We start from the raw sequence: 25,661 nt of genomic DNA, 5'->3' as shown, positions 1-25,661 counted from the left end.
ATTTTATGTCCCTGTGTTTTGAATTGTATTGGTAAGTTTTTAACTCAAGTTAATCATTATATCATGATATTTTATCTAACGAGGCATACCTTGAATAACAGGTCTAATACCTGTACCATCAAATGGTCCTGGATTCCCTCCCCAGTTAAAGTCACTAATCCGTAAAGAAAGAGAACCAACCTTTAACACTGAATTATATCGCAATAATATACTATATGTACGGCGACTATATTCAATGAATAGATCAGTATTGATCTCACGATCTCTATCTATATTATACGAGCTTTGTACGCCAAGACGAACTGGACCATACAATTGTTGACTTATTCCCCAAGATAAAGTTTTTAAGTCCGCGAAACGATCAAACATAAAAGGAGAAGGATCTCCTCTAAGTGCTTGACTAAAACTAATATTAAACCCAGTATAGTCTAGAAATGGTTTAGAAAAATTACCAACTTGCCCAGATAATCTAATATTTCCCAGAATAGAGGGTTGAGAATCTCCATTACCATACAGACTTGTTACTCCCGTAACTCCAGTTGATAATACTAGAAAAGGTAATACTGGAGTTGAAGTATATTTCAAACCTTGTTCTGGATCAGGCGGAAGAGCTTTTCCATACCATAACAGAAATGGACGATTTAAAGATACAGCTCCTTGGAGTCGAGTTAAGCTAATTCGATTGTCACTAGAATTATGCCCTAACAAACTAAATCTATCTGTATCGGCGTTAACAGTTTGAAATGATCCTTGATAGCTTAACCTCAGGCCTGAACTATCTAAAGCAATATCAGGGGAAACGAGAAGGATTCCAGCACTACTTCTAACTGTTTGAAATCCTAAAGATCCATTAAAGAGACGTTCACGATAATTATATTCAAACCTCAAATCATGAGGACTATTTTGATTGCCAATCCTATATTGTGCAAAACTTTTAACTCTTAGGCGATCCTCTATATCATCAAACTCTAGGCTTGTAAGAGAAGTTCTGGCAAAGAATGTAGTTTTTTCATTTAAATTAGCATTAATTTCATTAACAAAACCGAAAGCAGGAGGACTTACTATATCAATATCATCTTTATCTTCCTGAAATAAATCTGTGTTCTGATCATCAACAGTTAATCCTCTAGGAAAAGCTCCTTTTTGAATATAGTATTGAGGTGTCACTTCCCAGTTTACTGTATCTGTATCGATAATATTAAATCCTCTCTCTACGAATAGTCCTCCTCTATCCCGGTCATCAAAACCAAAAGAGAGAACTCCTGGTTGGCGATCTCTATGATCAAATATGAGACGGTCTTGAGTTGGAAAAGAGTTGGTTTGATCAAGAACAACTCTTGAATTAGTAAGTTTTACTTCATCTACCAGAGGAGCTATGTTTCTATAAGTAGCCGTTTCAGCACGGACTTCAACTTCAGGAGGAGAAAATGGGTCATTAGTTAATCTAGCATTCATAGCTTGCCAGCCATCAGCATCAAATTCTATTCGTTCTGCTTGAAAACGGATTCTATTAACTTGTCCTCCATTCCGACGTCCTACATTAGCCCCCATATTTTGAATATTATCTTCTTCTAATGATAATCCGAACGAATAACTTATTCCTTCTGCTCTGGTAATTTTTTGCAACGGTTGTTCGAGGGCTAATCTTTCATTCAGAATTTGATTAGGAATTAAATTACTATCAGCGGCAGTAGGTAAAGTAGGAGTGAAATCTTGCCCTGTAGTAGGTTGATATATTTGGCCACTCGCATTAATAACGACTCCACTATCTTGAACAAAATAATATTCAAACCTTTCTCCTCTTAATGTCTGCTCCCCTCGATCTAGTACTACATTGCCTTCAGCCACGGCAAACCTGTTAGGAAGATTTATCCACAACCTATCAGCCAACAAGACTCCATTGGTAAAGCGCATGATGACTTTCCCTTCTGCATATACTACTTCTTTCTCAGAGTCATATTCCTGCCGATCTGCGATTAGTTCTATTACTCCAATTATTTTTTGGGGAACAGGTTTAGATATAGTTTTAATTTGTTGGGCTATATATAATTTATTTTTTATAGGCGAATTAAGATTTAACTGCTCTGATTGATAATTTTTTGAACGAAAATTTAAAAATGGAAATTTTTCTTGTTCATCAAGATTTTTATTTACATTAAAAGTTTGTTTTTTCCGTAATCCATCAGCACTCTTTCTAAGTGATTGTGGAGGGATAATTTTTTTTCTTTGAGTAATTTTATCTAAATTGTCAATATCTTTTTCTATTGATAAGGATAATAAAGAATTTTTTGAATCAGAAAAGTTTTGCAGATCGAACGATTGACTTCTAAAGCCATTAAAGTCCGTTTCAAAAACCGTTGTACCCTCTAAACCATTTAAATTAACTGGCTTAGAGCTATATTTTTTTGAATCAATTAACAGTGGGTCGATATTCAAAAATGGCTCGAATTGCTTCTCTGCATGAGTAACAATTGATTGGGATTGGATTGGTAGATTAGGTGGTGGAACAAATGAAAGCATCTTAATTGATAATATCAAGCTCAAGGGTTTAGGAACCAAGTACTTGCAGCGTGATAAGAGGAGATGAGTAGGAGCAGACTATGTCTCATTCTTATACGTTTTACCCATCTAAGTTAACACAACCTTGTTTAAACTAACCTAAAATCAGATCTTATTCAAAGTCTTTTCAGTTAAAAAAGGAAATTAAGTAACAAAATGGACAAAATTAGTTACTTAAAAAATGAATATAGTATTCATTCTTGTGAAAATAGTATACGTATAGTCAACTTTTTTAATATTTGTAAAACAAATAATTGCCTTATAAAATTTTCAGTAAAACGGTACGGTTGTATTTTTTAAAAAATTGAAATTTCTGACCTTAACATATCTTAAAACTTCTAAATATAAAAAATTTAAATAATTTGATAAGTAAAACTTAAAGTAGACCAGACTTGGACATCAAGATTATAGGTATCAGAATTTGACGTGATCATCTTATTTATTTTCAAGCTAGCTGTATTCAAATCCTCTAAAAGTGCTTTGGCTATGCTTAGTGGATCATCAAGAATAATCATTTGATCTTTTTGGCTTTTAAATTCTGGTATTTTTTTTAAAGCTTGCCAAGTATTATAGAAAGGATATATTGAAGAAATTGATAAAATTTGTTCCCATCCTCTAGTACTAGAAGTTGTCCAGGTTAGACCGCTAGAACTAGAAGGAATAATATTTTTCATTCCAGGTTCTAAAAAACTTGCATCTTGAGTATCGCATTCTATTTCTTTTTCATGGGCAGGAATATAAGCGGTTACTTTACCATTACTACTAATTCCGATAATTATAAAGTCAAGAGTCTTATTGCCTTGGTTTTGTATACAACAACGTAAACGAGTACCTCTAGCAATTTTAGGCAGCCCTTGGAGATTATATACCTCATGAGAATTGTTCTCAATTTTGTCTATTTGAGAAGTAAACGTTTTATTTCTATTGGTTTCTCGTCTATCTATTGGATAAGGATCAGGATTAAGTCCCTCGAGATTAATAGAAAAAAGTAACTTTGAAGAGTTTTCATTAACAGTCAATCTTAGTAGCTTAACTGCTAGAAGATTTTCTAAATTTGGACGTAGCCTTTCAACAGAAGATTTTATAGCTTCTCCAGTCTTTCCTGAAGTATTAGGTATCTGAACACCACCTGGTAAGAAAAGTCCATACTTTGACTTTTCTGATGAATTTAAAGTAGTTAGATTAGAAGATGAAGAAGTAAATGAAGCCAGTAATCCTAAAATACAATCAACTGGCTCCTCATCACTGGCTATGCCTGCAACTGTGTCAATTGCAGAAAAAGCACTAGTGGCATCTACTCTTTCAATTCTTTGTAACTTTGGATCAAGGGCAACAGTTAATCCTATTATTTTTGGTAAGCAACGAACTGATTCCTGTAGGAATTTACCTGTTAAGTCAGTTTGACGACTTGTTGTTCCTTTAAAGATCTGCCGTACTTTTCCTTTCAAACCATCACGAGAATGTAGTTGAAAAAAAGACGATGAAGTGGAAGAAATATTATGAAAAATAGAATTTAATCCATAATGCCTCAAGATGTTTACTGAGAATCCAGTAAAAATAACTTGAATATTATCAAGATCTTCAGCGGAACTAACCAGAACCTCTGCTCCTTGAAGGTTGGTTGGCAAAAGATAATATGCAAATAGAGATTGCTTAATATTACTTTGTTGTTCTGGCTGCTGATTTTCTCCCATAATTGGAAGAATTTCCTCTGTAGCTTTATTTAAAACTATATTAATCCGACTAGCGGGGGTAACTGACCACAAATATTGAGTCAATGCGTACGTAAAAAGTCCTACGCTAAAATTTCCCCCTTTAATTTCTGTAGCAATTTGCCCCTTCCTAGCAGCAGACAAAATAGTTCCATAATTAGCTGAAATTTTACTATTTTGAATTTTATTTTTTAATTCTGCTTGCCAAACTAACTCATCTATATTGGCTTCCGGAAACTTATATGGCAGAGAACGTACTCTTAAACTTCCTTGATTAATCTCTCCAGTACTACAGTAACTAGTATCAAAAACCATAGTTAGTTTTTCTGTATCTATCAGTTTTCCTAGTAAAAATAATGTTTCTTCAAGAATATTATTTGTGATAGTTATATTTTTATTTGATTGATTATCTTCACTAGGAATAATTCCTTGAGCTAAAATTGGATAGTTGGCAACACCAGGTATCGTATTAGGGGAATTTGAAGGAATTTTAACTTGTGCACCATAGCCACTAAAATGAACTAAAGCAACATCACCTGGCTTAGCTTGATTTACTAGATGTTCTAGGAAAGCATTTTTAATACCTTGGCGGGTTGCTTGTTCATTAGATAGGATAAGAATGTTTTTTGGATGAAAGCCAAAGCGATTAATCAACAAATCTTTTTGCCTTTCAATATCAGTTAAACAACCTTTTAATCCAAGATTTTTAGTATAAGTATTAATACCTATTAATAAAGCTAACTTACGATCTGTGGGTTCTGCCAGTACCTTGTGGTACTTATAAAGTCTACTATTGTAGCTTGGCCATATAATACTTCCCTGAGCAATTCCCCAGGTGAGTAAGGTCTGTAAAAAAGTTCGTCGATCCCATTTCATGGTTTCTATTTGCTCTCTTGGGGAAATAATGCTATAAAAATTACTCTAAAATGTATGGATTGAATTACATATTGTAATTATAGCGTTTTTAAGGAATCAATTGAAAAATTAATAATAATCTTTATTTTAATTTCCTTAAACTACTCATATTAATTTTTCATTGCTTTTATAAGTTCTTTAGCAACTTCAGGACGGGAAAACTCTATAGGTGGCATATTTCCTTTCCTTAACATTTCTCTAACTTTAGTTCCTGATAAATGAACTCGATCTTCTTCTTTACTTGGACTTGTCTTGCTAGTAGCCATTTGTTGAGTCTTTTTACAATAAAAAGCATGTTCGAATTTCATAGGAAGAATACCTAAGGCGCTTGAATCAAACTCGTTGAAAATCTCTTGAGCATCATAAGTACCATAGTAATCACCAACACCTGCATGGTCTCGACCTACTATAAAGTGAGTACAACCATAATTTTTGCGTATAATTGCGTGAAATATAGCTTCTCTAGGTCCTGCATATCGCATAGCTGATGGATTAATAGCTAAAGTAACTCTTTCTTGAGGGAAATAATTATCTATCATGATTTCATAACATTTCATTCGTACATCTGCAGGAATATCATCACTCTTTGTAGCACCAACCAGAGGATGTAAAAACAAACCATCCACTACTTCTAAAGCACATTTTTGAATATATTCATGAGCTCGATGAATTGGATTACGTGTTTGAAATCCAACGATAGTAGACCATTTTTTTTCTTGGAATAATTTTCTAGATTCTTTAGGATCGATCTGATACTTTGGAAAAAGTTTATGGCTATTTCTTTTTAATAACCATACAGGTCCAGCTAAATTAATTTCTCCTTGTCCATATAATACCTGAACTCCAGGATGTTTCTCGTCTTCAGTTTTATAAACTTTTATTGCTTCTTTACTTTTCTGATATTTATATTTTTGAGTTAATTCTAAAACTCCAATAAATTCACCATCTGAATTATCTAATCTAATCAGGTCTCCTTCTCTAAAACAATTTGCAACTTCTTCTTTAACAGGTAAAGTGATTGGAATTGACCAAGGAGTTCCGTTACTTAAATGCATATTTTCAACTACTGATCGATAATCTTCTTCTTCCATGAAACCTGTGAGAGGGCTAAATCCTCCAATTGCTATCATAACGAGATCAGAGACAGCACGCTCATCTAATAGTAGTTTTGGTAAGTTATTTTGTTGGGATAAAAACTCTTCTCTTTTGTTTAAAGGTGCAATGCAATCAATTAATTGACCACCATGAGGTAAAATAATGCTTACTTGTGTCATTTTCAAAATTAGAATTTAACTTACAAAGTCTATCCTAACAGGCTCTGAGAATCTTTGGCTTATATCAGCTAAATAAAGTAATATAGTGAAAATTATATTACTTTATTTAGCTGATATAAATAAGTTTCTAACTTCATAATGTTGTTGATTTTTACTTTTTAAAAATTTATTAAAACCTTGTTCAAACTAATATTAAATATTTATAATTAAAACATCAGGCTTTATCATTGAAGATTTAAAAAAAGTGTTTCTCTTTAGTATAAAGAAGATAAATCTACCTACAAAAAATATAGAATATGATTATACAAGGGTTTTGGAAAAGGTCATATCAAGCAAGAAAGCTAATAACCCTATCATTTCTCAGTACTTATTTGGTATTAATCACAGGTTGTAATAAACAATCAGAATTAACATCTTCTTCTGCATCTGAAAATAATAGTGATCGTATAACTATTGGCACAATTTCCCAGCCTCGTACAATAGATCCAGCAGATAATTATGAATTATCTGGAATGATGATTATCTATAATCTAAGTGATACTCTTTATACTTATGAAGTAGGCACTACTAAGTTAAAGCCGCAATTAGCTACAAAGATGCCCACTATAAGTAAAAATGGTCTTGTTTATACTATCCGCCTCAGGAAAGGAGTTAAATTTCATGATGGTACAGCCTTTAATTCAGAAGCAATGGCTTTTTCACTGGAAAGGTTTATGGCTAATGGAGGAAAACCTTCTTTTTTATTAACTAATACTATTGAAAAAATAGAAACTAATGGAAAGTATGAATTGATCATTACATTAAAAGAGCCTTTTTCTGCTTTTCCTGCTCTTTTGGCTTTTCCTGGAATTTGCGCAGTATCTCCACAAGCTTATCAAATAGGTAAAGGAAAATTTGTTCCAAACAATTTTGTTGGAACGGGGCCATATAAATTAAAAAAATTTCATACTGGTTTATTACAATTAGATACTTTTGATAACTACTGGGGAGAAAAGCCTAAAAATCAAGGTATTAATTTACAAATATATTCTAATAATGCAGCGAATCTTTTTAATGCTTTTCGTACTAAAAGTATTGATATTGCTTATCAGTCTTTAACTCCAGAACAAGTTGAAAATTTAATAAAGGAATCTCGTGCTGGAAAGGGTAAAGTTATCGAAAATATAAGTACAAATATTACTTTTATGGCCCTAAACGTTAACTCAGAATTTACTAGTCAAAAGGTTATTAGAAAGGCAATTGCAACATTGATAGATCGCGAGCTATTTAATGAACGTATTTTCAAAGGACAAAGCGAACTTTCATACACCATGATACCAAAATCTTTTAATGTTTCCCGACCTGTCTTTAAAGATATATATAATAATGTAGCTGAAGCAAAACAACTTTTGATTGAAGCAGGATTCTCTAGGAAAAATCCTGCCACCATTGAAATATGGTATTCTTCTGATTCAGCAGAAATGAGCCAAGCAGCTGCTATTCTAAAGAGCTTAGCTAAAAGAGATTTTGGAGGATTGCTAAAATTTATTCCTAACAATATATCTTCAGTAGCTTTCTTTAAAAACTTAAGTTTAGGTTCTTACCAATCAATTCTCTCTAATTGGTACCCAGACTTTTTAGATGCAGATAACTATATTTATCCGTTTTTAAATTGCATTAAAGGTACAGCAACGCAAAATTGCATAGAAGGGAGTTCTCAAGTCCAAGGCTCTTTTTATCATAATGAAAAAATTAACCAATTAATTACTCAGCAAAGAAAAACGTTAAACTCGACAGAAAGAGAAGAAATTTTTGTTAAAATTCAAAAAATCCTAGCAGAAGACGTTCCTTACATACCTCTTTGGCAAACTAAAGAATATGCATTTATTCAAAATGATATTAATGGAACAATTTTTAATTTGAATCAAACATTTCCATTTTGGAAAATTACTCGCTCTAAGATTGAAAAAGTGGTGAAATGATTTTTCATTCGCAAGCTAATATATAAGTAATATTTGATTGTTTTTTACAGGACCATATTCTAAAAAAGTAATTAACTTTTGACCATAATTTAAATTATTTCAGTTTTACTTTACTGTGTATATATCGACTTATATAAAATATAAAATTAATGAAAAACTATAGCAAAATTGTAATCCAAGATTGTAAGGATGAGCTTGTTCCCATTCCTTTAGAGTATTTTTCCGTCCAAGATCCACATCCTTACAAAAAATTAGGAGCCATATATGGAGGTAAATCACCTTATTATTTGCGCTCCATGGTTTTAGAATCTTTAAAAAGTGCACAAAACTATTTACAAAATAAGTATGAAGGATGGAAGCTTCACATTTTTGATGCTTATCGCCCCATAAACGTACAACAGTTTATGGTGGATTATACTTTTTCTCACTTAACAAGAGAACAAGGACTAAATTCCAAGAAACTATCTATTTTAGAAAAAAGAAATCTTCTTAACCAAGTTTATAAAATTTGGGCTGTTCCCTCTAAAAAATATACTTCTCCACCACCGCACAGTACTGGAGCAGCAATCGATTTAACCTTAGTTAATTCTAAAGGATGTTTACTAGATATGGGGTGTGAAATTGATGATTTATCTAAAAAATCACATCCTTTCTATTATTTTCACAGTAAAAGTTCTATGGAAATAGCTTATAACGAGAGAAGAGAAATATTAAACAAGATTATGAGTAATTATGGATTTGTACGACATCCGAATGAATGGTGGCATTTTTCTCTTGGAGATCAGATGTGGGCCTGGCAATCTAATAGAAAAATTGCTTACTACGGTAGAATTTAACCTGTTAAAGAAGAAGTTATAATTTCAAATATTCTAAACTATTTAATAGCAAAGAAAGTTTAACAAAATCTCATGGCTTTGCTTTGATTATAGACTTCTTTACAATTTAATTACTTGATATACTGACTTTATTAAGTAGTCTAAAGACAAATAATTATCAACGCACTATAAACCATAGCCCTTTTTCTGTTATTTGTGCTACGATGAAATCTCTGCGGATATGGTGGAACGGTAGACACGCACGCTTGAGGGGCGTGTGGCTTAGGCCATGCGAGTTCAAATCTCGCTATCCGCATAAAGCTTTTCAATATTCTAGTACTAAGAATACATTAAAAGAATTCAACAAATTCAAACATTCAGAGATTATAAATATAGACTTATGAGTCAACTTATAGGCGTCCTAACATCTTATCTCTAAAATGTTTAATCTGATCTCTGTATTTTGCTGCTAATTCAAAGTCTAATTGATTTGCAGATTTTTCCATTTTAGATTCTAACTGTTTGATTAACTCAGGTATTTTATCTAAAGATATTTCTTCTATATGATCACAGATTTCTTCAAGTTTCTCGGTATCTAAACTGCGAGAAATATCAAGGTAGTTTAAGATAGAATTATTGCGCTCGCTAATTATAGATTTAGGGATAATATTATTTTTATCATTGTATGATGATTGTATGTGTCTTCTTCTTTCCGTTTCTTCTATAGCTTTAATCATACTATCTGTAAGTTTGTCCCCGTATAAAATAGCTTGACCATTAATATGTCGAGCTGCACGTCCAATAATCTGGATTAAAGATTTTTCACCTCTTAAAAAGCCTTCCTTATCTGCATCTAATATAGCTACTAAAGAAACTTCTGGTAAATCTAGCCCTTCCCTAAGCAAATTAACCCCAATTAAAACATCAAATTCTCCGTTTCTTAAATCTTGTAAAATTTCAATACGTTCAATAGATTTGATTTCAGAGTGTAGATATCTAACTTTAACTTCTCTTTCTTGAAAATATTCAGTTAGGTCTTCTGCCATACGTTTTGTTAAAGTGGTAACTAGAATTCTTTCCTGTCTCTGTACTCTATCTTTAATTTCTCCTAATAAATCATCCACTTGATTTTTTGTAGGTCTTACAGATATCTTTGGATCAAGTATACCTGTTGGTCTAATTACCTGTTGAATGACTTTATCCTCTGACTTTTCAAGCTCCCATTCACCAGGGGTAGCAGAGACAAAAATACACTGATTAACTTTACTCCAAAATTCATCTGATTTAAGAGGGCGATTGTCAGCTGCACTTGGAAGACGAAAACCATGATCTATTAAAACTTTTTTTCTTGCTTGATCGCCATTATACATCCCTCTAATTTGCGGTATTGTTACATGAGATTCATCTACGACTAATAACCAATCTTTGGGTAAATAATCAATTAAACATTCTGGAGATTCTCCCGATTCTCTTCCTGCTAAGTGGCGAGAATAATTTTCAACACCATTACAATATCCTACTTCACGTAAAAGTTCTAAGTCATAGCGTGTTCTTTGACTTATACGTTGTGATTCTAATAATTTCCCGGCTTGTTCAAAATTAACAATTTGTTGTTCTAATTCTTCAGCAATAGCTTTACAAGAGGCATCTAGTCTATCTTTTCGCGTAACAAAATGACGTGCCGGATAAATATTAATCTTTTTAAGATCTTCTAAAATATCTCCTGAAACTGGATGTAAGTATCGAATACTATCAACTTCATCTCCGAAAAATTCGATTCTAATAACTCGATCTTCATAAGCAGGAACAATTTCCAAAATATCTCCTTTAACTCTAAATCGTCCTCTTTTCAACTCCATGTCATTTCTGGAATATTGAACATTAACCAAGTCTCTGAGAAGTTGACGTTGATTAATCTCTCTTCCTACTTCTAGGGGAATAGAGGCTTTTAGATATTCAGAGGGCATTCCTAATCCATAAATACAACTAATAGATGCGATAATAATGACATCTTGTCGCTCAAATAATGAGCGAGTAGCTGAATGTCTTAACATATCTATCTCGTCATTAATTGAGGCACTTTTTTCAATATAAGTGTCACTGAGAGGAATATAAGCTTCAGGTTGATAATAGTCATAATAACTAATAAAATATTCCACAGCATTATTAGGGAAAAAATTTCTTAATTCATTACATAATTGGGCAGCCAAGGTTTTATTATGAGCTAGGATCAAGGTCGGTTTTTTGATTTTGTCGATTACTGAAGCAATGGAAAATGTTTTACCTGTTCCAGTTGCTCCTAGCAAGGTCTGAAATTTATTTCCTTCCTTTAAGGATAATATTAATTCTTCAATAGCCCTAGGCTGATCTCCTGTTGGCTTAAAAGGTGCCTTTAACTGAAACATAGAAACATTAATATCGTAATCTACTAATTATTGAATAGCCACTAATCTATTATAACTATTGTTAATATTTTTTAATACTCTTTTTTGATAAAAAAATTTTCTTTTTTTATTGTAAGAATAAAGATTGTGAGAAGATATTTAGTTTTTATTATTTATATAATTAAAATTAATATCTAGAGATAATTTAATCTTATACTTTTTTATATCACTTTTCAGATTTCCTCCTTAGCTCTACACTTTATTTAAGAGATGATTGTGAGGTGTGTGTGAAGAAAGTATTGGCAATTATATTAGGAGGTGGTGCAGGTACTCGTCTATATCCTTTGACTAAGTTAAGAGCAAAACCAGCTGTTCCTCTTGCAGGAAAATATCGTTTAATTGATATACCAATTAGCAATTGTATTAATGCAAAAATACAAAAAATTTACGTTCTAACTCAGTTTAATTCTGCTTCATTAAATCATCATTTAACCCATACATATAACTTTGGTCCTTTTAGTGGTGGATTTGTAGAAGTCTTAGCAGCACAACAAACAAAAGAAAATCCAAGTTGGTTTCAAGGAACAGCTGATGCTGTACGTCAATATCTTTGGTTATTTAATGAATGGGATGTCGATGAATATTTAATATTATCTGGAGATCATCTTTATCGTATGGATTATGATGATTTCATCAAACAGCATAGAATCACTGGCGCTGATATTACTTTAGCTGTAGTTCCTGTAAATAAAACAAGAGCTTCTTGTCTTGGCCTGACAAAAATTAACAATCAAGGTAAAGTCATTCGTTTTTTTGAAAAACCTTCGGAAAATGAATTAAATCAAATGCAATGTAAATCTTCAATTTTAGGTCTAAGTAAAGAGCAAGCAATAAAAAAACCTTACATGGCATCAATGGGAATTTATGTATTTAATAAAAAGGTGTTAACACAGCTTCTTGAAAATAATCCAGAACAAACTGATTTTGGAAAAGAAGTTATTCCGAATGCCGCAGTACAATACAATCTTCAAGCGTACTTATTTGATGGGTACTGGGAAGATATCGGAACTGTCCAAGCTTTTTATGAAGCTAATTTAGCTCTTAATCATCAGCCAAATCCTGCGTTTAGTTTTTATAACGAACAATCTCCTATATATACCCATGCACGTTACCTACCTCCTACTAAAGTTTTTGATTCTCATATTACAAAGTCAATGATTAGCGAGGGATGTATTATCAAAAAATGTCGTATTCATAATTCCATATTAGGAATTAGAAGTCGTATCGAAATGAATTGCCATATTGAAGACACGATGATAATGGGAGCAGATTTTTATGAATCTTCAACTGTTAATAGTTCGTATAGTAGTCCTAAGGAAATTCCTATAGGTATAGGTAAAAATAGTTTGATTAAACATGCAATTATTGATAAAAATGCACGTATTGGTGAGAATGTAATTATTTTAAATAAAAATGATATACAAGAGTCTAGTCGTGAAGATGAAGGATTTTATATTTGTGACGGAATTGTTGTAATTATTAAAAATGCAGTTATTCAAAGTGGAACAGTGATATAACAAAATAAGTAATTAATATAACTTGTAGTATTTTAAATTATTTTGTAAGGTTACTTTTAATATATTCAATTTTTACAATATGAAATACTATGATAACTGATCTAAAAAATTTTACTTACATTTATTGAGAATAAAGTTACATAGCTTATTTTTATACAAAAATCATCTTAATTTTTTTGTTATATCAATTATTACCAATAATTCGTTGATGCAGAATACTTATATCTTTCTCAAAGAATTAAATAAAATAAACATATTATATTTATTCTTTTATTGCTTCAATAATTTGAGAATAATAAAATTTAGTACTAGTCATTCCTGTTCGTTGAATCTTAAAACCGTTTTGTTTTAAAGTCTGTATTATCATATCTTTATTGTGCTGGTATGCACGAGTTGTTTTACTAGGGCCAGGAAAAAACTCACCAATTTTTTTAAGAACAGTTAAGTAAAAAGTTTTAGGAGCAAAACTTAAAATTATTCTAGAATTAGTTAGCGAAGCTAGGTGATTAATCATTTTAGCTGCATTATCAGAAGGATAATGAATTAGAACATCAAGACAAATTGTTGTATGAAAGTTGCCCTTTAATGTTTCTAAATCTTGAACATAAAAGTTAATGGTATCAGTGTTTTCTAATATATCATTTGCTCTTTTTCTCGCTTCCGTAACCATTTTTTCTGAAATATCACTAGCACTAACTATCGCACCTTCTTTTACTAAAGGTATACTTAAACTACCTACACCACATCCAGCATCACAAATTACTAGTCCAGATAAATCACCATCCGATTTTAGCCATTTTAATACTGTGTCAATAGTTTGTTGATGTCCAAAGCGAATGTCTTCTTGGACTTTATTGACCTTCCCATTGCCGTAAATATTCTGCCATCTGTCAAATCCTATAGCGTTAAAATAGTTTTTAACAATAGTTTTATCATCGGTATTGATCTTCATAGTTTATTCTAAGTATTATTAATTAAAAAACAATCTGCTTTAACCTAAGTTAATGTTCTTAACATGTAATCTTACCTTAAATTTAAAATATATTATAAAGTCTCATTTAATTTAATAATAAAAAATTAAAGAGTAAATTCTTTATGAATTAATTTTTTATTATTAATATATTTTCACTTATATACATCCAGTAAAAAGCATATATGATTAATTTTTCTAAGTACTATGTCTTGAACGAATATCTAATATTTAAAAATGCTTGTCAAAGCGTTTAGTTCTATATACAATCCTAATCACCACCCATAGTGGTATCAATGCTATTAGTATAGTTGCCAAGGCTAGATTAAAATAATTATTAATAAACAAGAGAGTCGTGCAAATTAATAATGAACTAGTAAAAATTCCAAAAATAGTTGCAATTTGTATCATCTTAAGTTGACGCAAAATTCTATTTGATTCAGCTGAACGAACTTCTAATTTTATATCACCTTGATCTAACTTTTTAAGTGTAGTATTAATATGATTTGGTAAACCTAAAGTCTCGTTACCAAGTTCTATCATTTGGCTAGAAAATTGATTTAGTAAGTGATTATTAGTGTTTTGACTAGAAGAATTTATCAAATCTAAAATAAAGGGCTTGGCAATTTCCATAAAGTCAAAGTCAGGGTCTAATCCTTTCCCAACACCTTCTAACATGGAAAAAGCTCGGATAACAAAAGTAAATGTAGCAGGAAATCTTAAAGATTGGTTATAAGCAATTTCATACAAGTCGTCACCTATAGCACTGATAGATTGTTCTTGCATAGATTTATTCATGAAATTATCTAGCATGAACTGTATAGAGCGGCGAATTGGACCAATATCAACTTTGGGGTCTAATATATTTAATTCAATTAAAGAAAAGATTATTTTGTCACTATTTTTTTGAGTGATAGCAATAAACGTATTCATTAATTTTTTATTAAGATCAGGCTCAATAGTCCCCATCATTCCAAAATCATAGAAGATTAAGGCTCCGTCTTTACTAATTGCAATATTTCCAGGATGAGGATCGGCATGAAAAAATCCATCCTTAAGTATCTGATATAAATAAGCTTCTGCATTTAATCTAGCTAATATTTTGCGCTCCAACCTTAAAGCTTCTAATTCTTTATAGTTATTAATTTTGATTCCAGGAAGATACTCTAATGTTAAAACACGAGAAGCAGTGTATCTCCAATAAACTCGTGGTACTTTTACCCAATTTCTATTACGAAAGTTACGTCGAAAAGTGTCTGCATTTCTTCCTTCCTTAAGATATTCTGTTTCTAGCCAAAGAATTTTATAACATTCATTATAAATACCAATCCAATCTCTTCCTCGACCCCAGCTAGGATGATTTTGAAAATAATAGGTAATTTTTTTAAGGATTGCTAAATCAATAGTAAATAACTTTGTAAGACCAGGACGTTGTACTTTAACAACAACTTCTTCTCCTGAATATAATATGGCTTTATGAACTTGTCCAAGGCTTGCAGCTGCTATAGGAAGAGCATCAAAGTAATAAAAGATCTGAGATAAAGGCTTTCCTAGATCATTTTCAATAATTTTTTTTACTTCATCATAGTCAAAAGCAGGAACTTCATCTTGGAGCTTTGATAATTCTTCTACATATTCAGAAGAAAAGAGATCAGCACGCGTTGAAAAAAGCTGTCCGATTTTAATAAAAGTTGGACCTAGATCTAGTAATTTTTCTCGTATCCAAATTGCTAATATTTTTTTTCTCTTAATTAATTTTTCTTGGGTCCATCCTCCTCTATAGCTAATTTTTTTCTTATTAAGCCACAGTTTAAACATGAAAGATAAGAAAAATAACCAAATATCTAAACGACGGCGGTTACTAGAATAATTATTACTATTCCAATGGTATTTTTTTCTTTTCGTAGATAACTTTATATGTATAGAACTAGCTTTTGTAGGTAAGGCAGACACTCAATTTATTTTATATTTAGTTTTACATGTAAGAATTCTGAAAATTAAAGTTTTTAATTTTGATAATTTTTTAATTCAACTTTAAGACGAGCAATTTCTGCCCTTAGATCATCAATAGTTTCTTGAAGATCTATTGATGAAAAATCATTTACAGTGGCATTACTAAAATCATCTTGCGTGAAATTTGTTTTTGCACGAGTTTGTACTTCTTGAACAAAATCATTTAAAATCTCTTTTTGTTCAGCATTTAATTTGCTTAGCTCACTAAGCGTATTAGTTAAAGATTCTTCAATTTTTTCACTAAGTACTTCAGCAAATGCTCGACCTAGGAAAAAGGCATTAAGAACAGAATTATTCATTTGATAAATTTTTTAATAATGGCTTCACATTAAATTATATCCTGGTTATTGAAATTCTGTCAGTTATCATTTTTTTGATAGCTGACTTCAAAATAGAGAGTAATCTATTTAACATAATATATTTTTTGAATATATTTATTATCTCTGTTATTGAAAAACAATGACTTGTTAATGAAGTTTTAGACTTTTACTAAGTGAATCTTATATTATTATTTTTAATAGATTTTTTAAATATTCCTATTTAAAAAAGATGAGAATAAAAATATATCTAATTGTCAAGTAGTTATCTAATTTAGGACCAAATAGTTACAGCGGCTAGACAGATAAATATTAATAACAATAGTTACTGTTGCTTATATTTTTATCGACTTTATATGTTCCAAGTATATTATCGTTTCCAAAAACATGGAAAATAACATATAAAATAGAAACCAGTTAACATTTAATAAATAAATGCAACAACTAGCTTTTAATTTATAAAAAATTAATGAATCATTATGCTTGACCATCAATCAATTTTAAATGCTTTACAACCTGTTCAAGATCCGGAGTTAAAAAAGAGTTTAGTAACTCTTAATATGATTCGCAATGTCTCAATAAAAGATAGTACGGTTGAATTTACCTTAGTATTAACCACTCCAGCGTGCCCTTTAAAAGAACTAATTATTCAAGATTGTGAAAAAGCATTAAAAGAATTACCAGAAGTTCAAGAGGTTAAAATAAACGTAACATCAGAAACTCCAGTGCAAAAAGCTTTGCCTACCCAACAGTCTATACCAAATGTAAAAAATATAATTGCTGTTTCTAGTGGGAAAGGAGGTGTTGGCAAAAGTACTGTAGCTGTTAACACTGCAGTTGCTTTAGCGCAAATGGGAGCTAAAGTTGGCTTACTTGATGCTGATATTTATGGACCTAATGCACCTACTATGCTCGGAGTAGAAGACTATCAGGTTACAGTTGAAAAGAGACCAGAAGGGGATATCTTAGAACCTGTTTTAAGTAATGGCATAAAAATGGTATCAATGGGTTTTTTAATTAATCCTGGTCAGCCAGTAATCTGGCGTGGTCCTATGTTAACCGGAATTATTCGTCAATTTTTACATCAAGTCAATTGGGGATCACTTGACTACTTAATTGTTGATATGCCTCCTGGAACAGGAGATGTTCAATTAACTTTAGCACAATCAGTTCCTATGGCTGGGGTCGTTATTGTTACTACACCACAAAATGTCTCTTTGATAGATGCATATCGTGGAATTAAAATGTTTGAACAGCTTAAAACCAATATTTTAGGTATTGTAGAAAACATGAGTTATTTTATCCCTCCAGATTTACCTGATCATTCTTATGATATTTTTGGATCTGGTGGAGGGATGAAAGCATCACAGGAACTACAAATTCCTTTGTTAGGACTTATCCCCTTAGAAATTTCTCTTAGACAAGGTGGAGATAATGGAGTACCTATTTTAATATCACATCCACAATCAGCGTCGGCCAAAGCTTTGAAACTTATTGCTCAAAAAATTGCTGGCAAAGTATCAATGATGGCTTTAGCGTAAATTAAATAACAATATTTTATTCTATCTGAACTTTCAAATTTTTGACTTAGAAAAATATATTATTTATGTAAGTAATTATTGTAATTATTATGCCAAGGCCACAAAGATACAATTTTCAAAAAAAATATAAACACTTTCTTTCTTCATGTTTATCTATTTTTTTTGAAATTGATTGGTTATTATTAATACTTATAGTTAGTTTAACTAGTTTAGGAGGACTAACTATTAAAAGTACAGAGATCAATGAAACTTCTACTAACTATCTACAGCACTTGTTATCAGGAAGTATTGGTTTTGTCATAATGCTTTCAATAGCTAGATTTAATTATAAAAATTTAATGATATGGCATTGGCTAATTTACTGTCTGACAAATGTTGTATTAATAGCAGTTATTGTTTTTGGAGTAACTGCTAATGGAGCTCAAAGTTGGATCGAAATTTGGGGGTTTAATATACAACCTTCAGAATTTGCAAAAATTGGATTAATAATTACTTTAGCAGCGTTGTTACATAAGAACGATGGAACTAAAATCGTATCAGTATTACAAATTTTAGGAATAACATTTATCCCTTGGGTTTTAATAATGTGTCAGCCTGATTTGGGTACAGGACTTGTGTTTGGAGCAATTACACTAGGAATGCTTTATTGGGCAAACATACATACAGGTTTGTTAATTTTACTGGTTTCTCCTATTATTTCAACTATTCTATTCAACATTTTTTTTATTGCCTGGATTGTTTGGACAATAGTGATGGGTATTATTTCTTGGGTTACTTTACCTTATCGTTTTATCTCTACAATAGGGATTATGACTATAAATTTTACAGTAGGCAAACTAAGTAATATTTTTTGGGAATTATTAAGAGATTATCAAAAAGATCGTTTGACTTTATTTTTAGAACCTGAAAAAAATCCTTTAGGCGGTGGCTACCAATTAATACAATCCCGTATTGCAATTGGCTCAGGTGAACTATGGGGAAGAGGCTTATTTCAAGGAACTCAAACTCAGTTAGACTTTGTTCCGGAACAGCATACAGACTTTATCTTTTCAGTGATAGGCGAGGAATTTGGATTTATTGGCTCCATAGTAATTCTGATAATATTTTGGTTAATATGTTTTAGATATGTTGTAGTCGCATCTAAAGCAAAAGAAAATTTTGGCTCTTTATTAGTTATAGGGGTCTTATCAATGACATCCTTTCAGGTAATTATTAATATTTGTATGACAGTAGGGTTGGCACCTATTACGGGAATTCCTCTGCCTTGGCTTAGCTATGGAAAATCAGCTCTATTAACTAATTTTATAGCATTAGGATTAGTAGAATCAGTATCTAAACATAGACAAAGAAAAAGACTATAGTGTGCTTTATTAAAATTTTTTATAAAACTAAGTCATTATGAGATTGTGTTATTCCTTAAATAAAATTAAAAAGTGATATTTTAATAAGATTATTATGCAAAGGCATATTTATGTAATATTCTTAAGTATTATTTATTAATACATTTATTTTTTTGTATGGAAAATTTATTAAGCATTGGAGATCCTGCTCCTGATTTTAAAATTAACAACCAAGATGGTAAAGAATTTTGTTTAGGGAGCATATCCAATAAATGGTTAATTGTATATTTTTATCCTAAAGACAATACATCTGGTTGTACAAAAGAAGCTAAAGAGTTTACAGAACTAATGCCTCAATTTGAATCTTTTGGGGCTAAAATTATTGGCATTAGCCCAGATTCTGAAAAGTCACATATTAAATTTATTAACAAACATGATCTAACTATAGAGTTATTATCTGATCACAATCATGAAGTCGCAAAGAAGTATGATGTTTGGAAATTGAAAAAATTTATGGGAAGGGAATATATGGGCATTGTTCGTTCTACTTTTTTAATTAATTTAAGCAAGAGTATTAGTTTCATTTGGTTTAATGTAAAAGTTAAAAACCACGGTGAAATTGTTTTAGAAAAATTACAAGAACTTTCTGTGAAATAGCTACTAAAATTGAGACTTTACTTATTAAATATGTAGAATTAAGCCAATATACTTATCTTAAAAGATAATTTTTTCAAAAAATTAATAAGCAATTAGTACTTAAACCATGTATATTTTTGCAACTAATTTTTAAGACATGTGTTAATCAAATCAAATAATTTAGTTTTTATAGAGTATCTTGCTTTAGATATGGTTGCAAAACTTCAGGCACCTTAATTGTTCCATCAGCTTGTTGGTAATTCTCCAGAATAGCTGCCATAGTCCTTCCTACAGCTAGTCCTGAACCATTTAGGGAATGTACATATTTAGTACCTTTTTGTCCTTTTTCCCTAAAGCGTATGTTCGCTCGTCTTGCTTGAAAGTCCCAACAGTTAGAGCAGCTTGAAATTTCTCTATAAGAATTAGAAGAAGGAAGCCACACCTCCAAATCATAACATTTTGCCGCACCGAAGCCTAAATCTCCTGTACATAACTCTAAGATTCGATACGGAAGTTTTAAATTTTGTAAAATAGATTCAACATTTTCTACTAGCCGTTGATGTTCTATCTCTGAGTCTTGAGGATGAACAATTTTTACTAGTTCAACTTTATTAAATTGATGAAGCCTGATAAGACCTCTTGTATCTTTTCCATAACTTCCTGCTTCTCTACGGAAACAAGGAGTAAAAGCACAGTGTCTGATAGATAATGCTTCTTTTTCTAAAATTTCATTACTGTAGAGGTTCATCACAGGAACTTCTGCGGTAGGCGATAACCATAAATCGTCTTCACGACAAAAAAAACTCTCTTCAGCAAATTTAGGCAACTGTCCTGTTCCCCTTAAAGCATTACTATTAACTAAGATAGGAGGCATAACTTCTATATATCCTGAAGCTATATGCTGATCAAGCATATAACTGATTAGAGCTCTTTCTAAAGCAGCTCCTACTCCAAATAGTGCTACAAAACGACTCCGTGCTATTTTAACAGCCTTTTCTACCTCTAAAATACCAAGTTTTTCAGCGATTTCCCAATGAGGTAATACTTCTATTTTGGGTAAATATTCTTCTCCCCAGGATTTTACCTCTATATTTTCTGTTTCATCTTTTCCAATAGGTGCAGAAGAAACAGGTAAGTTAGGAAGTTGTAATAGTAAATTTTCGAGTTTTTCTTTTATCTTTTTTTCTTCTGGCTCTAGCTCAAAAAGCTTTTTCTTTAGGCTATTTCCTTGTTCTCTAAGATTACTAATTTCTTTTACTGTTGGATCCAGTCCATTCTTTATTTTTTGTCCAATTAATTTACTAATCTCATTACTTTTTGTTTGTAGTTCAGTGCGAAGAACTTCTAATTCTCTTTGTTGTCTGTCATAATTTAAAATAGGTTTAAGATCATGTTTCGGGTAAGGCTCCCGACTATTAAGCAGTGTTTGTATGATTTCTGGATTTTCTCGTATTTTTTTAAGATCTAACACGGATAGTATAATTCTAATTATAAAAACTCTTCCTGCTAGAATAGCTGATTTTATGGCATAAAGTATAAAAAATTTCTATATTTAAAAAAATCTATTTTTTATACTTAAACTATAGTTAATTACTATACCGATTATGTCAGAATCTTCTCTTTACTCTTCTACTAAATAATAAACCGAATAAAAAATTTAAATAACAGGTGTGAATGGTTAAAAAATCTACATTAACTGAAGTATCAGAACAGCAAGATATAAAGCTACTACGTACTAGTGAATCTCATAAACTAAAATGTATTCGTCATACTGCTTCCCATGTTATGGCTATGGCTGTACAGAGACTTTTTCCTCAAGCTAAAGTTACAATTGGCCCATGGACAGAGACAGGATTTTATTATGATTTTGATATTTCCAAACCTTTTTTAGATCAAGATTTAAAGAATATTAAAAAAGAAATGATTAAAATCATTAAATCTAAACTTCCAGTTATAAAAGAAGAAATTACACTAGAAGAAGCTAAAAAGCGTATTGCTCAAATTCAGGAACCCTATAAATTAGAAATACTTGAAAATCTTCAACCACCTATTACTCTGTATCATTTAGGATCGGAATGGTGGGACTTGTGTAGCGGTCCTCACTTAGAAAGTACTGCAAATTTGCATCCTAAAGCGTTTGAAATAGAATCAGTTGCTGGGGCATACTGGAGAGGAGATGAGACTAAAGCTCAATTACAACGCATTTATGGAACTGCTTGGGAAACCCCTGCGCAATTAGTAGAGTATAAAAAGCGCAAAGAAGAAGCTTTGAAAAGGGATCATCGCAAATTAGGTAAAGAATTAGGTTTGTTTATTTTTTCGAATTCTGTAGGACCTGGATTACCATTATGGACTCCAAAAGGAACTATAATAAGATCTGTTTTAGAAAATTTTTTAAGAGAAGAACAATTGAAACGAGGATATCTTCCAGTGGTAACTCCTCACATTGGTAAAGTAGACTTATTTAAAACTTCTGGCCATTGGCAGAACTATAAGGAAGACATGTTTCCTTTAATGAGTGACAACGAAGTCGCTAGAGGTGAAGAAATAGGATTTGTTTTAAAACCTATGAATTGTCCTTTCCATATTCAAATTTATAAAAGTGACTTAAAATCTTATCGCGATTTACCTGTTCGATTAGCAGAATTTGGTACTGTCTATCGCTATGAAAAATCAGGTGAACTAGGTGGTTTAACTCGTGTAAGAGGTTTTACTGTTGATGATTCTCATTTATTTGTTACCCCCGATCAATTAGATGATGAATTTCTTAATGTTGTAAATTTAATTCTTTCAGTTTTTGAGAATTTACAACTTAAGAATTTTAAGGCAAGATTAAGTTTTCGAGATCCTAGTTCTAATAAATATATTGGCAGTGACGAAGTATGGGAAAAGTCACAGAATGCTATATATCGCGCAGTTAAGATGTTAAATATTGACTATTTTGAGGCAGAAGGAGAGGCAGCATTTTATGGTCCAAAACTAGATTTTATTTTCCAAGATGCCTTAGATAGAGAATGGCAACTAGGAACCGTTCAAGTGGATTACAACTTACCGGAAAGATTTAATTTAGAGTATATAGGAGAAAAGGGTGATAAACATAGACCCATCATGATTCACAGAGCTCCTTTTGGTTCTTTAGAACGTCTGATTGGCATTCTAATTGAAGAATACGTTGGTGACTTTCCTTTATGGTTATCTCCAGTTCAGGTTCGTATTTTACCTGTAAGTGATTTATATCTTGACTATGCTAAGGGTGTAATGCAAACAATGCTTATGTCAAAAATAAGGGCAGAAGTTGATACTTCGGGAGAAAGGCTTGGGAAGATGATTCGAAAAGGAGAAAAAGAAAAGATTCCTGTTATGGCAATTATAGGATCAAAAGAAATGGAAACTAACTCCTTGAATATTCGCACTCGAAAATCAGGAGAATTAGGTTTAATGCCTATTAATGATTTTATGAAAAGCATTCTGGAAACTATTTCTAATCATAATGATTTTTAGTCATAATCTGAATAAAAAATGATTCGAGTTTCAAATTATTGAAATAGTTTGTAGAGCAGAACCATTTATGGAAAATAACTGAAAATACTATAATACTTTCAGTAAAAATCAAAAATATTTTCTAAAGGTTGATTAGAGATTTAATTTTATTTGTAAAAGGTGAAAATCTATTGAGAGATATGATCGCACAAGGCATTTAAACCTAGTAAATAACTGTTAGCACCAAATCCAACTATTTGTCCTATAGCGATAGGAGCGATATGAGAACAATGACGTATATTTTCTCTTTTGTATATATTACTTAAATGTACTTCTATCGCTGGAATCTCAACAGCAAGAAGAGAATCAGCTATTGCAAGGCTGCTATGTGTGTATGCCCCAGCATTAATTAATATTCCTTGGTGTTTCCCCAAAGATTGATGTATTAGTTCAACAATAGTGCCTTCGTAATTAGATTGGAATATAGATATTTTTACGCCTAAAGATAAAGCTCTTTTATTTAGTAAAGTATTAATTTCTTTTAAAGAAGTAGAACCATAAACTTTAGGCTCACGCTTTCCTAGTAAATTTAAATTAGGTCCATGAAGTACTAGTATGCTAGTTTTTTTTGAATTGCTAATTACCATAATAATCTTGAGGATCATTAACTGGTATTGGTATGAGTTCTATTTCTGGTTCTTTATTAGGTTCTAAAAGTGTTTCTATTAATTTTTGTGCTAATTCTTTAAGCTTTTCTATAATTTCTTTTAGGTAATCCATCAGATGAAATTCTCCTATTAAATAATTACTTTTCAGAACAGTTGCTAATTTAGTTGATAGATTTTTTGCTCGAAAACATTACTCTACTATGATCAGTCTCATTTACATAATAGATTCACAATATCTACTATAACATAACTGCATATTAGTGTTTTTAAGGGCAAAATAAATTACTAATATAAATATTATTTGATAATTATGGAAGATATTTATATCAATTCTTTAACTACATTAATTACCTCATAACATATATGAAAAATGATAAAGTTATAAGAGCTATTTATCCTATACTTATCAAACAAACTAATATTTCAATTCAACAACATCTCAGATTTTTCGTATATTCACAGCTAGTAAAACTTGAAAAAATAAAAGATATTGATGTTATTCACTTAAAAAGGTCTATTCCTATCAACCGCTTCAATTATTCTTTTTCATCTTATCCTTACTCAATAACATATCATTGTACTATAGCTTTTCACCTAACCAATAAATCATCTTATCCGCCAATAGTACTAGCTGAAGAAATTTTTGAATGGATAGAGAATTCCTATACCTTAGTAAAGAAAGAGCAAAAATATATAGGCCATACTCTAAGTTCACTATATCTGAAATTTATTTTAAAACTAATTGAACCGGGTTTTTTAGAATTCACATTAGATGATGAATGTTTATTCTCATGGCTAAAAAATAATTATATTTCTCAAATATCAACAAAACAGACTATTCACAATAATGAACTATATAATTCTTTGTATATTATTCAATATGCCTATATGCGTTGTTGTAACTTGATACATTTGGCACAAGAGCAAGAAATAATAGTAAAAGCAAATATTGAATTTTCGAATTCAAATGATAAAGAGTATACTTTTGTTCATGATATAGAGTCTAAAGAATTATTATTAAATTCTTTTGCAGAGAGGCAATTGATTTCTCAAATTTTCATAATGCTAGACTCTAAGACAGATGAACATAAAAAAAATAACATTAAACAAACACTAATACTTAGTTATTATTTTTTAGAATTTGAGCGTTCTTGTCGTATTTTCTCGTATAACAAATTGGAAGACATAAAAAAATCTCAAGCAAGATTAAATTTAGTGGCTATGGTAAAAGATCTATTGCAGCAATTATATTCTAATAAAATTTAAAATATGCTTTGTAGTTGCTTCTAAAATTAAAAAAGACTTAAGTAATACTTCAACATTAAAATTTTCATATAAACTAATACATGGTGTGAAGAGTGAATTAGAAGAGGAAACCAAGACGAAACATGGAAAGTCTTGATTTCCTCTTTATCTCTTCTAAAATCATTACTATTCTTGATTGAGATAAACTTTTATTCATAAAAATTACATTAGAAATTGTTTTTTTAAACTTATTT

General features: G+C 31.0%; 18 protein-coding genes and 1 tRNA gene. 9 read left to right on the top strand and 10 right to left on the bottom strand.

Features of this window, described 5'->3' with window-relative positions; genetic code table 11:
- Positions 1-75: 75 nt before the first annotated feature.
- The 3 genes from UCYN_RS03800 to sat all read right to left on the bottom strand — a co-directional run bounded on the left by UCYN_RS03800 (position 76) and on the right by sat (position 6,460).
- Positions 76-2,520, bottom strand: coding sequence for a DUF3769 domain-containing protein (locus tag UCYN_RS03800; protein WP_012954186.1), 2,445 nt, complete (start codon positions 2,518-2,520; stop codon positions 76-78).
- A 392-nt stretch (positions 2,521-2,912) separates the two neighbouring features.
- Positions 2,913-5,147: a caspase family protein gene (locus tag UCYN_RS03795; RefSeq protein WP_012954185.1), complete on the bottom strand. Its 2,235-nt coding sequence runs from the start codon at positions 5,145-5,147 to the stop codon at positions 2,913-2,915.
- A 149-nt stretch (positions 5,148-5,296) separates the two neighbouring features.
- Positions 5,297-6,460, bottom strand: coding sequence for a sulfate adenylyltransferase (gene sat / locus UCYN_RS03790; RefSeq protein WP_012954184.1), 1,164 nt, complete (start codon positions 6,458-6,460; stop codon positions 5,297-5,299).
- 296 nt (positions 6,461-6,756) lie between these two features.
- On the opposite strand from sat, the gene UCYN_RS03785 reads away from it, so the two are divergent.
- From UCYN_RS03785 to UCYN_RS03775, 3 genes are all read left to right on the top strand, one after another.
- Entirely contained in the window at positions 6,757-8,421 is a 1,665-nt protein-coding gene (locus tag UCYN_RS03785; RefSeq protein WP_012954183.1) for an ABC transporter substrate-binding protein, read from the top strand.
- A 149-nt stretch (positions 8,422-8,570) separates the two neighbouring features.
- Entirely contained in the window at positions 8,571-9,257 is a 687-nt protein-coding gene (locus UCYN_RS03780) for a M15 family metallopeptidase (RefSeq protein WP_012954182.1), read from the top strand.
- A 214-nt stretch (positions 9,258-9,471) separates the two neighbouring features.
- Positions 9,472-9,552, top strand: a tRNA-Leu gene (locus UCYN_RS03775).
- A 94-nt stretch (positions 9,553-9,646) separates the two neighbouring features.
- Here the strand turns inward: UCYN_RS03775 and uvrB are convergent.
- Positions 9,647-11,641: an excinuclease ABC subunit UvrB gene (uvrB, locus tag UCYN_RS03770; RefSeq protein ID WP_012954181.1), complete on the bottom strand. Its 1,995-nt coding sequence runs from the start codon at positions 11,639-11,641 to the stop codon at positions 9,647-9,649.
- A gap of 266 nt (positions 11,642-11,907) precedes the next feature.
- Between uvrB and UCYN_RS03765 the strand changes: the two genes are divergently transcribed.
- Positions 11,908-13,197, top strand: a complete 1,290-nt coding sequence (locus UCYN_RS03765; protein ID WP_012954180.1) for a glucose-1-phosphate adenylyltransferase — start codon at positions 11,908-11,910, stop codon at positions 13,195-13,197.
- Between the two features lie 262 nt (positions 13,198-13,459).
- On the opposite strand, the gene bchM is transcribed toward UCYN_RS03765, so the two are convergent.
- The 3 genes from bchM to UCYN_RS03750 form a co-directional block, all read right to left on the bottom strand.
- The gene (gene bchM, locus UCYN_RS03760) at positions 13,460-14,149 is read right to left on the bottom strand and encodes a magnesium protoporphyrin IX methyltransferase (protein WP_012954179.1); all 690 of its coding nucleotides are present in this window, start codon (positions 14,147-14,149) and stop codon (positions 13,460-13,462) included.
- Positions 14,150-14,398: 249 nt separating this feature from the next.
- Positions 14,399-16,120, bottom strand: coding sequence for an ABC1 kinase family protein (locus tag UCYN_RS03755; protein WP_012954178.1), 1,722 nt, complete (start codon positions 16,118-16,120; stop codon positions 14,399-14,401).
- Positions 16,121-16,173: 53 nt separating this feature from the next.
- Complete coding sequence (locus UCYN_RS03750; protein WP_012954177.1) at positions 16,174-16,479, bottom strand: DUF6825 family protein; 306 nt, start codon at positions 16,477-16,479, stop codon at positions 16,174-16,176.
- 497 nt (positions 16,480-16,976) lie between these two features.
- On the opposite strand from UCYN_RS03750, the gene UCYN_RS03745 reads away from it, so the two are divergent.
- From UCYN_RS03745 to bcp, 3 genes are all read left to right on the top strand, one after another.
- Positions 16,977-18,038, top strand: a complete 1,062-nt coding sequence (locus UCYN_RS03745; RefSeq protein ID WP_012954176.1) for an Mrp/NBP35 family ATP-binding protein — start codon at positions 16,977-16,979, stop codon at positions 18,036-18,038.
- A gap of 89 nt (positions 18,039-18,127) precedes the next feature.
- Positions 18,128-19,399, top strand: coding sequence for a rod shape-determining protein RodA (gene rodA, locus UCYN_RS03740; RefSeq protein WP_012954175.1), 1,272 nt, complete (start codon positions 18,128-18,130; stop codon positions 19,397-19,399).
- Between the two features lie 156 nt (positions 19,400-19,555).
- Positions 19,556-20,035, top strand: coding sequence for a thioredoxin-dependent thiol peroxidase (gene bcp, locus UCYN_RS03735; RefSeq protein ID WP_012954174.1), 480 nt, complete (start codon positions 19,556-19,558; stop codon positions 20,033-20,035).
- A gap of 166 nt (positions 20,036-20,201) precedes the next feature.
- Here the strand turns inward: bcp and serS are convergent, their stop codons facing one another.
- Entirely contained in the window at positions 20,202-21,485 is a 1,284-nt protein-coding gene (gene serS / locus UCYN_RS03730) for a serine--tRNA ligase (RefSeq protein WP_012954173.1), read from the bottom strand.
- A 203-nt stretch (positions 21,486-21,688) separates the two neighbouring features.
- Here serS and thrS point away from each other — a divergent pair, with 203 nt between their 5' ends.
- Positions 21,689-23,515, top strand: coding sequence for a threonine--tRNA ligase (thrS, locus tag UCYN_RS03725; RefSeq protein WP_012954172.1), 1,827 nt, complete (start codon positions 21,689-21,691; stop codon positions 23,513-23,515).
- A 167-nt stretch (positions 23,516-23,682) separates the two neighbouring features.
- On the opposite strand, the gene aroQ is transcribed toward thrS, so the two are convergent.
- Both aroQ and UCYN_RS06195 read right to left on the bottom strand, forming a co-directional pair.
- Positions 23,683-24,141: a type II 3-dehydroquinate dehydratase gene (aroQ, locus tag UCYN_RS03720; RefSeq protein ID WP_012954171.1), complete on the bottom strand. Its 459-nt coding sequence runs from the start codon at positions 24,139-24,141 to the stop codon at positions 23,683-23,685.
- Positions 24,131-24,274 (bottom strand): hypothetical protein, encoded by a 144-nt coding sequence (locus tag UCYN_RS06195; RefSeq protein WP_012954170.1) that lies wholly within the window; start codon positions 24,272-24,274, stop codon positions 24,131-24,133. Before UCYN_RS06195 ends, aroQ begins: the two co-directional genes overlap by 11 nt.
- A 251-nt stretch (positions 24,275-24,525) precedes the next feature.
- Between UCYN_RS06195 and UCYN_RS03710 the strand changes: the two genes are divergently transcribed.
- Positions 24,526-25,428 carry a hypothetical protein gene (locus UCYN_RS03710; RefSeq protein WP_012954169.1) on the top strand — a complete coding sequence of 301 codons (903 nt, stop codon included), beginning with the start codon at positions 24,526-24,528 and terminating at the stop codon, positions 25,426-25,428.
- The last annotated feature ends 233 nt before the right edge of the window (positions 25,429-25,661 follow it).

The sequence above is a fragment of the Candidatus Atelocyanobacterium thalassa isolate ALOHA genome, assembly GCF_000025125.1.
In the GTDB taxonomy this organism is placed as follows: domain Bacteria; phylum Cyanobacteriota; class Cyanobacteriia; order Cyanobacteriales; family Microcystaceae; genus Atelocyanobacterium; species Atelocyanobacterium thalassae.
This window is presented reverse-complemented; position numbering and strand designations above follow the sequence as displayed.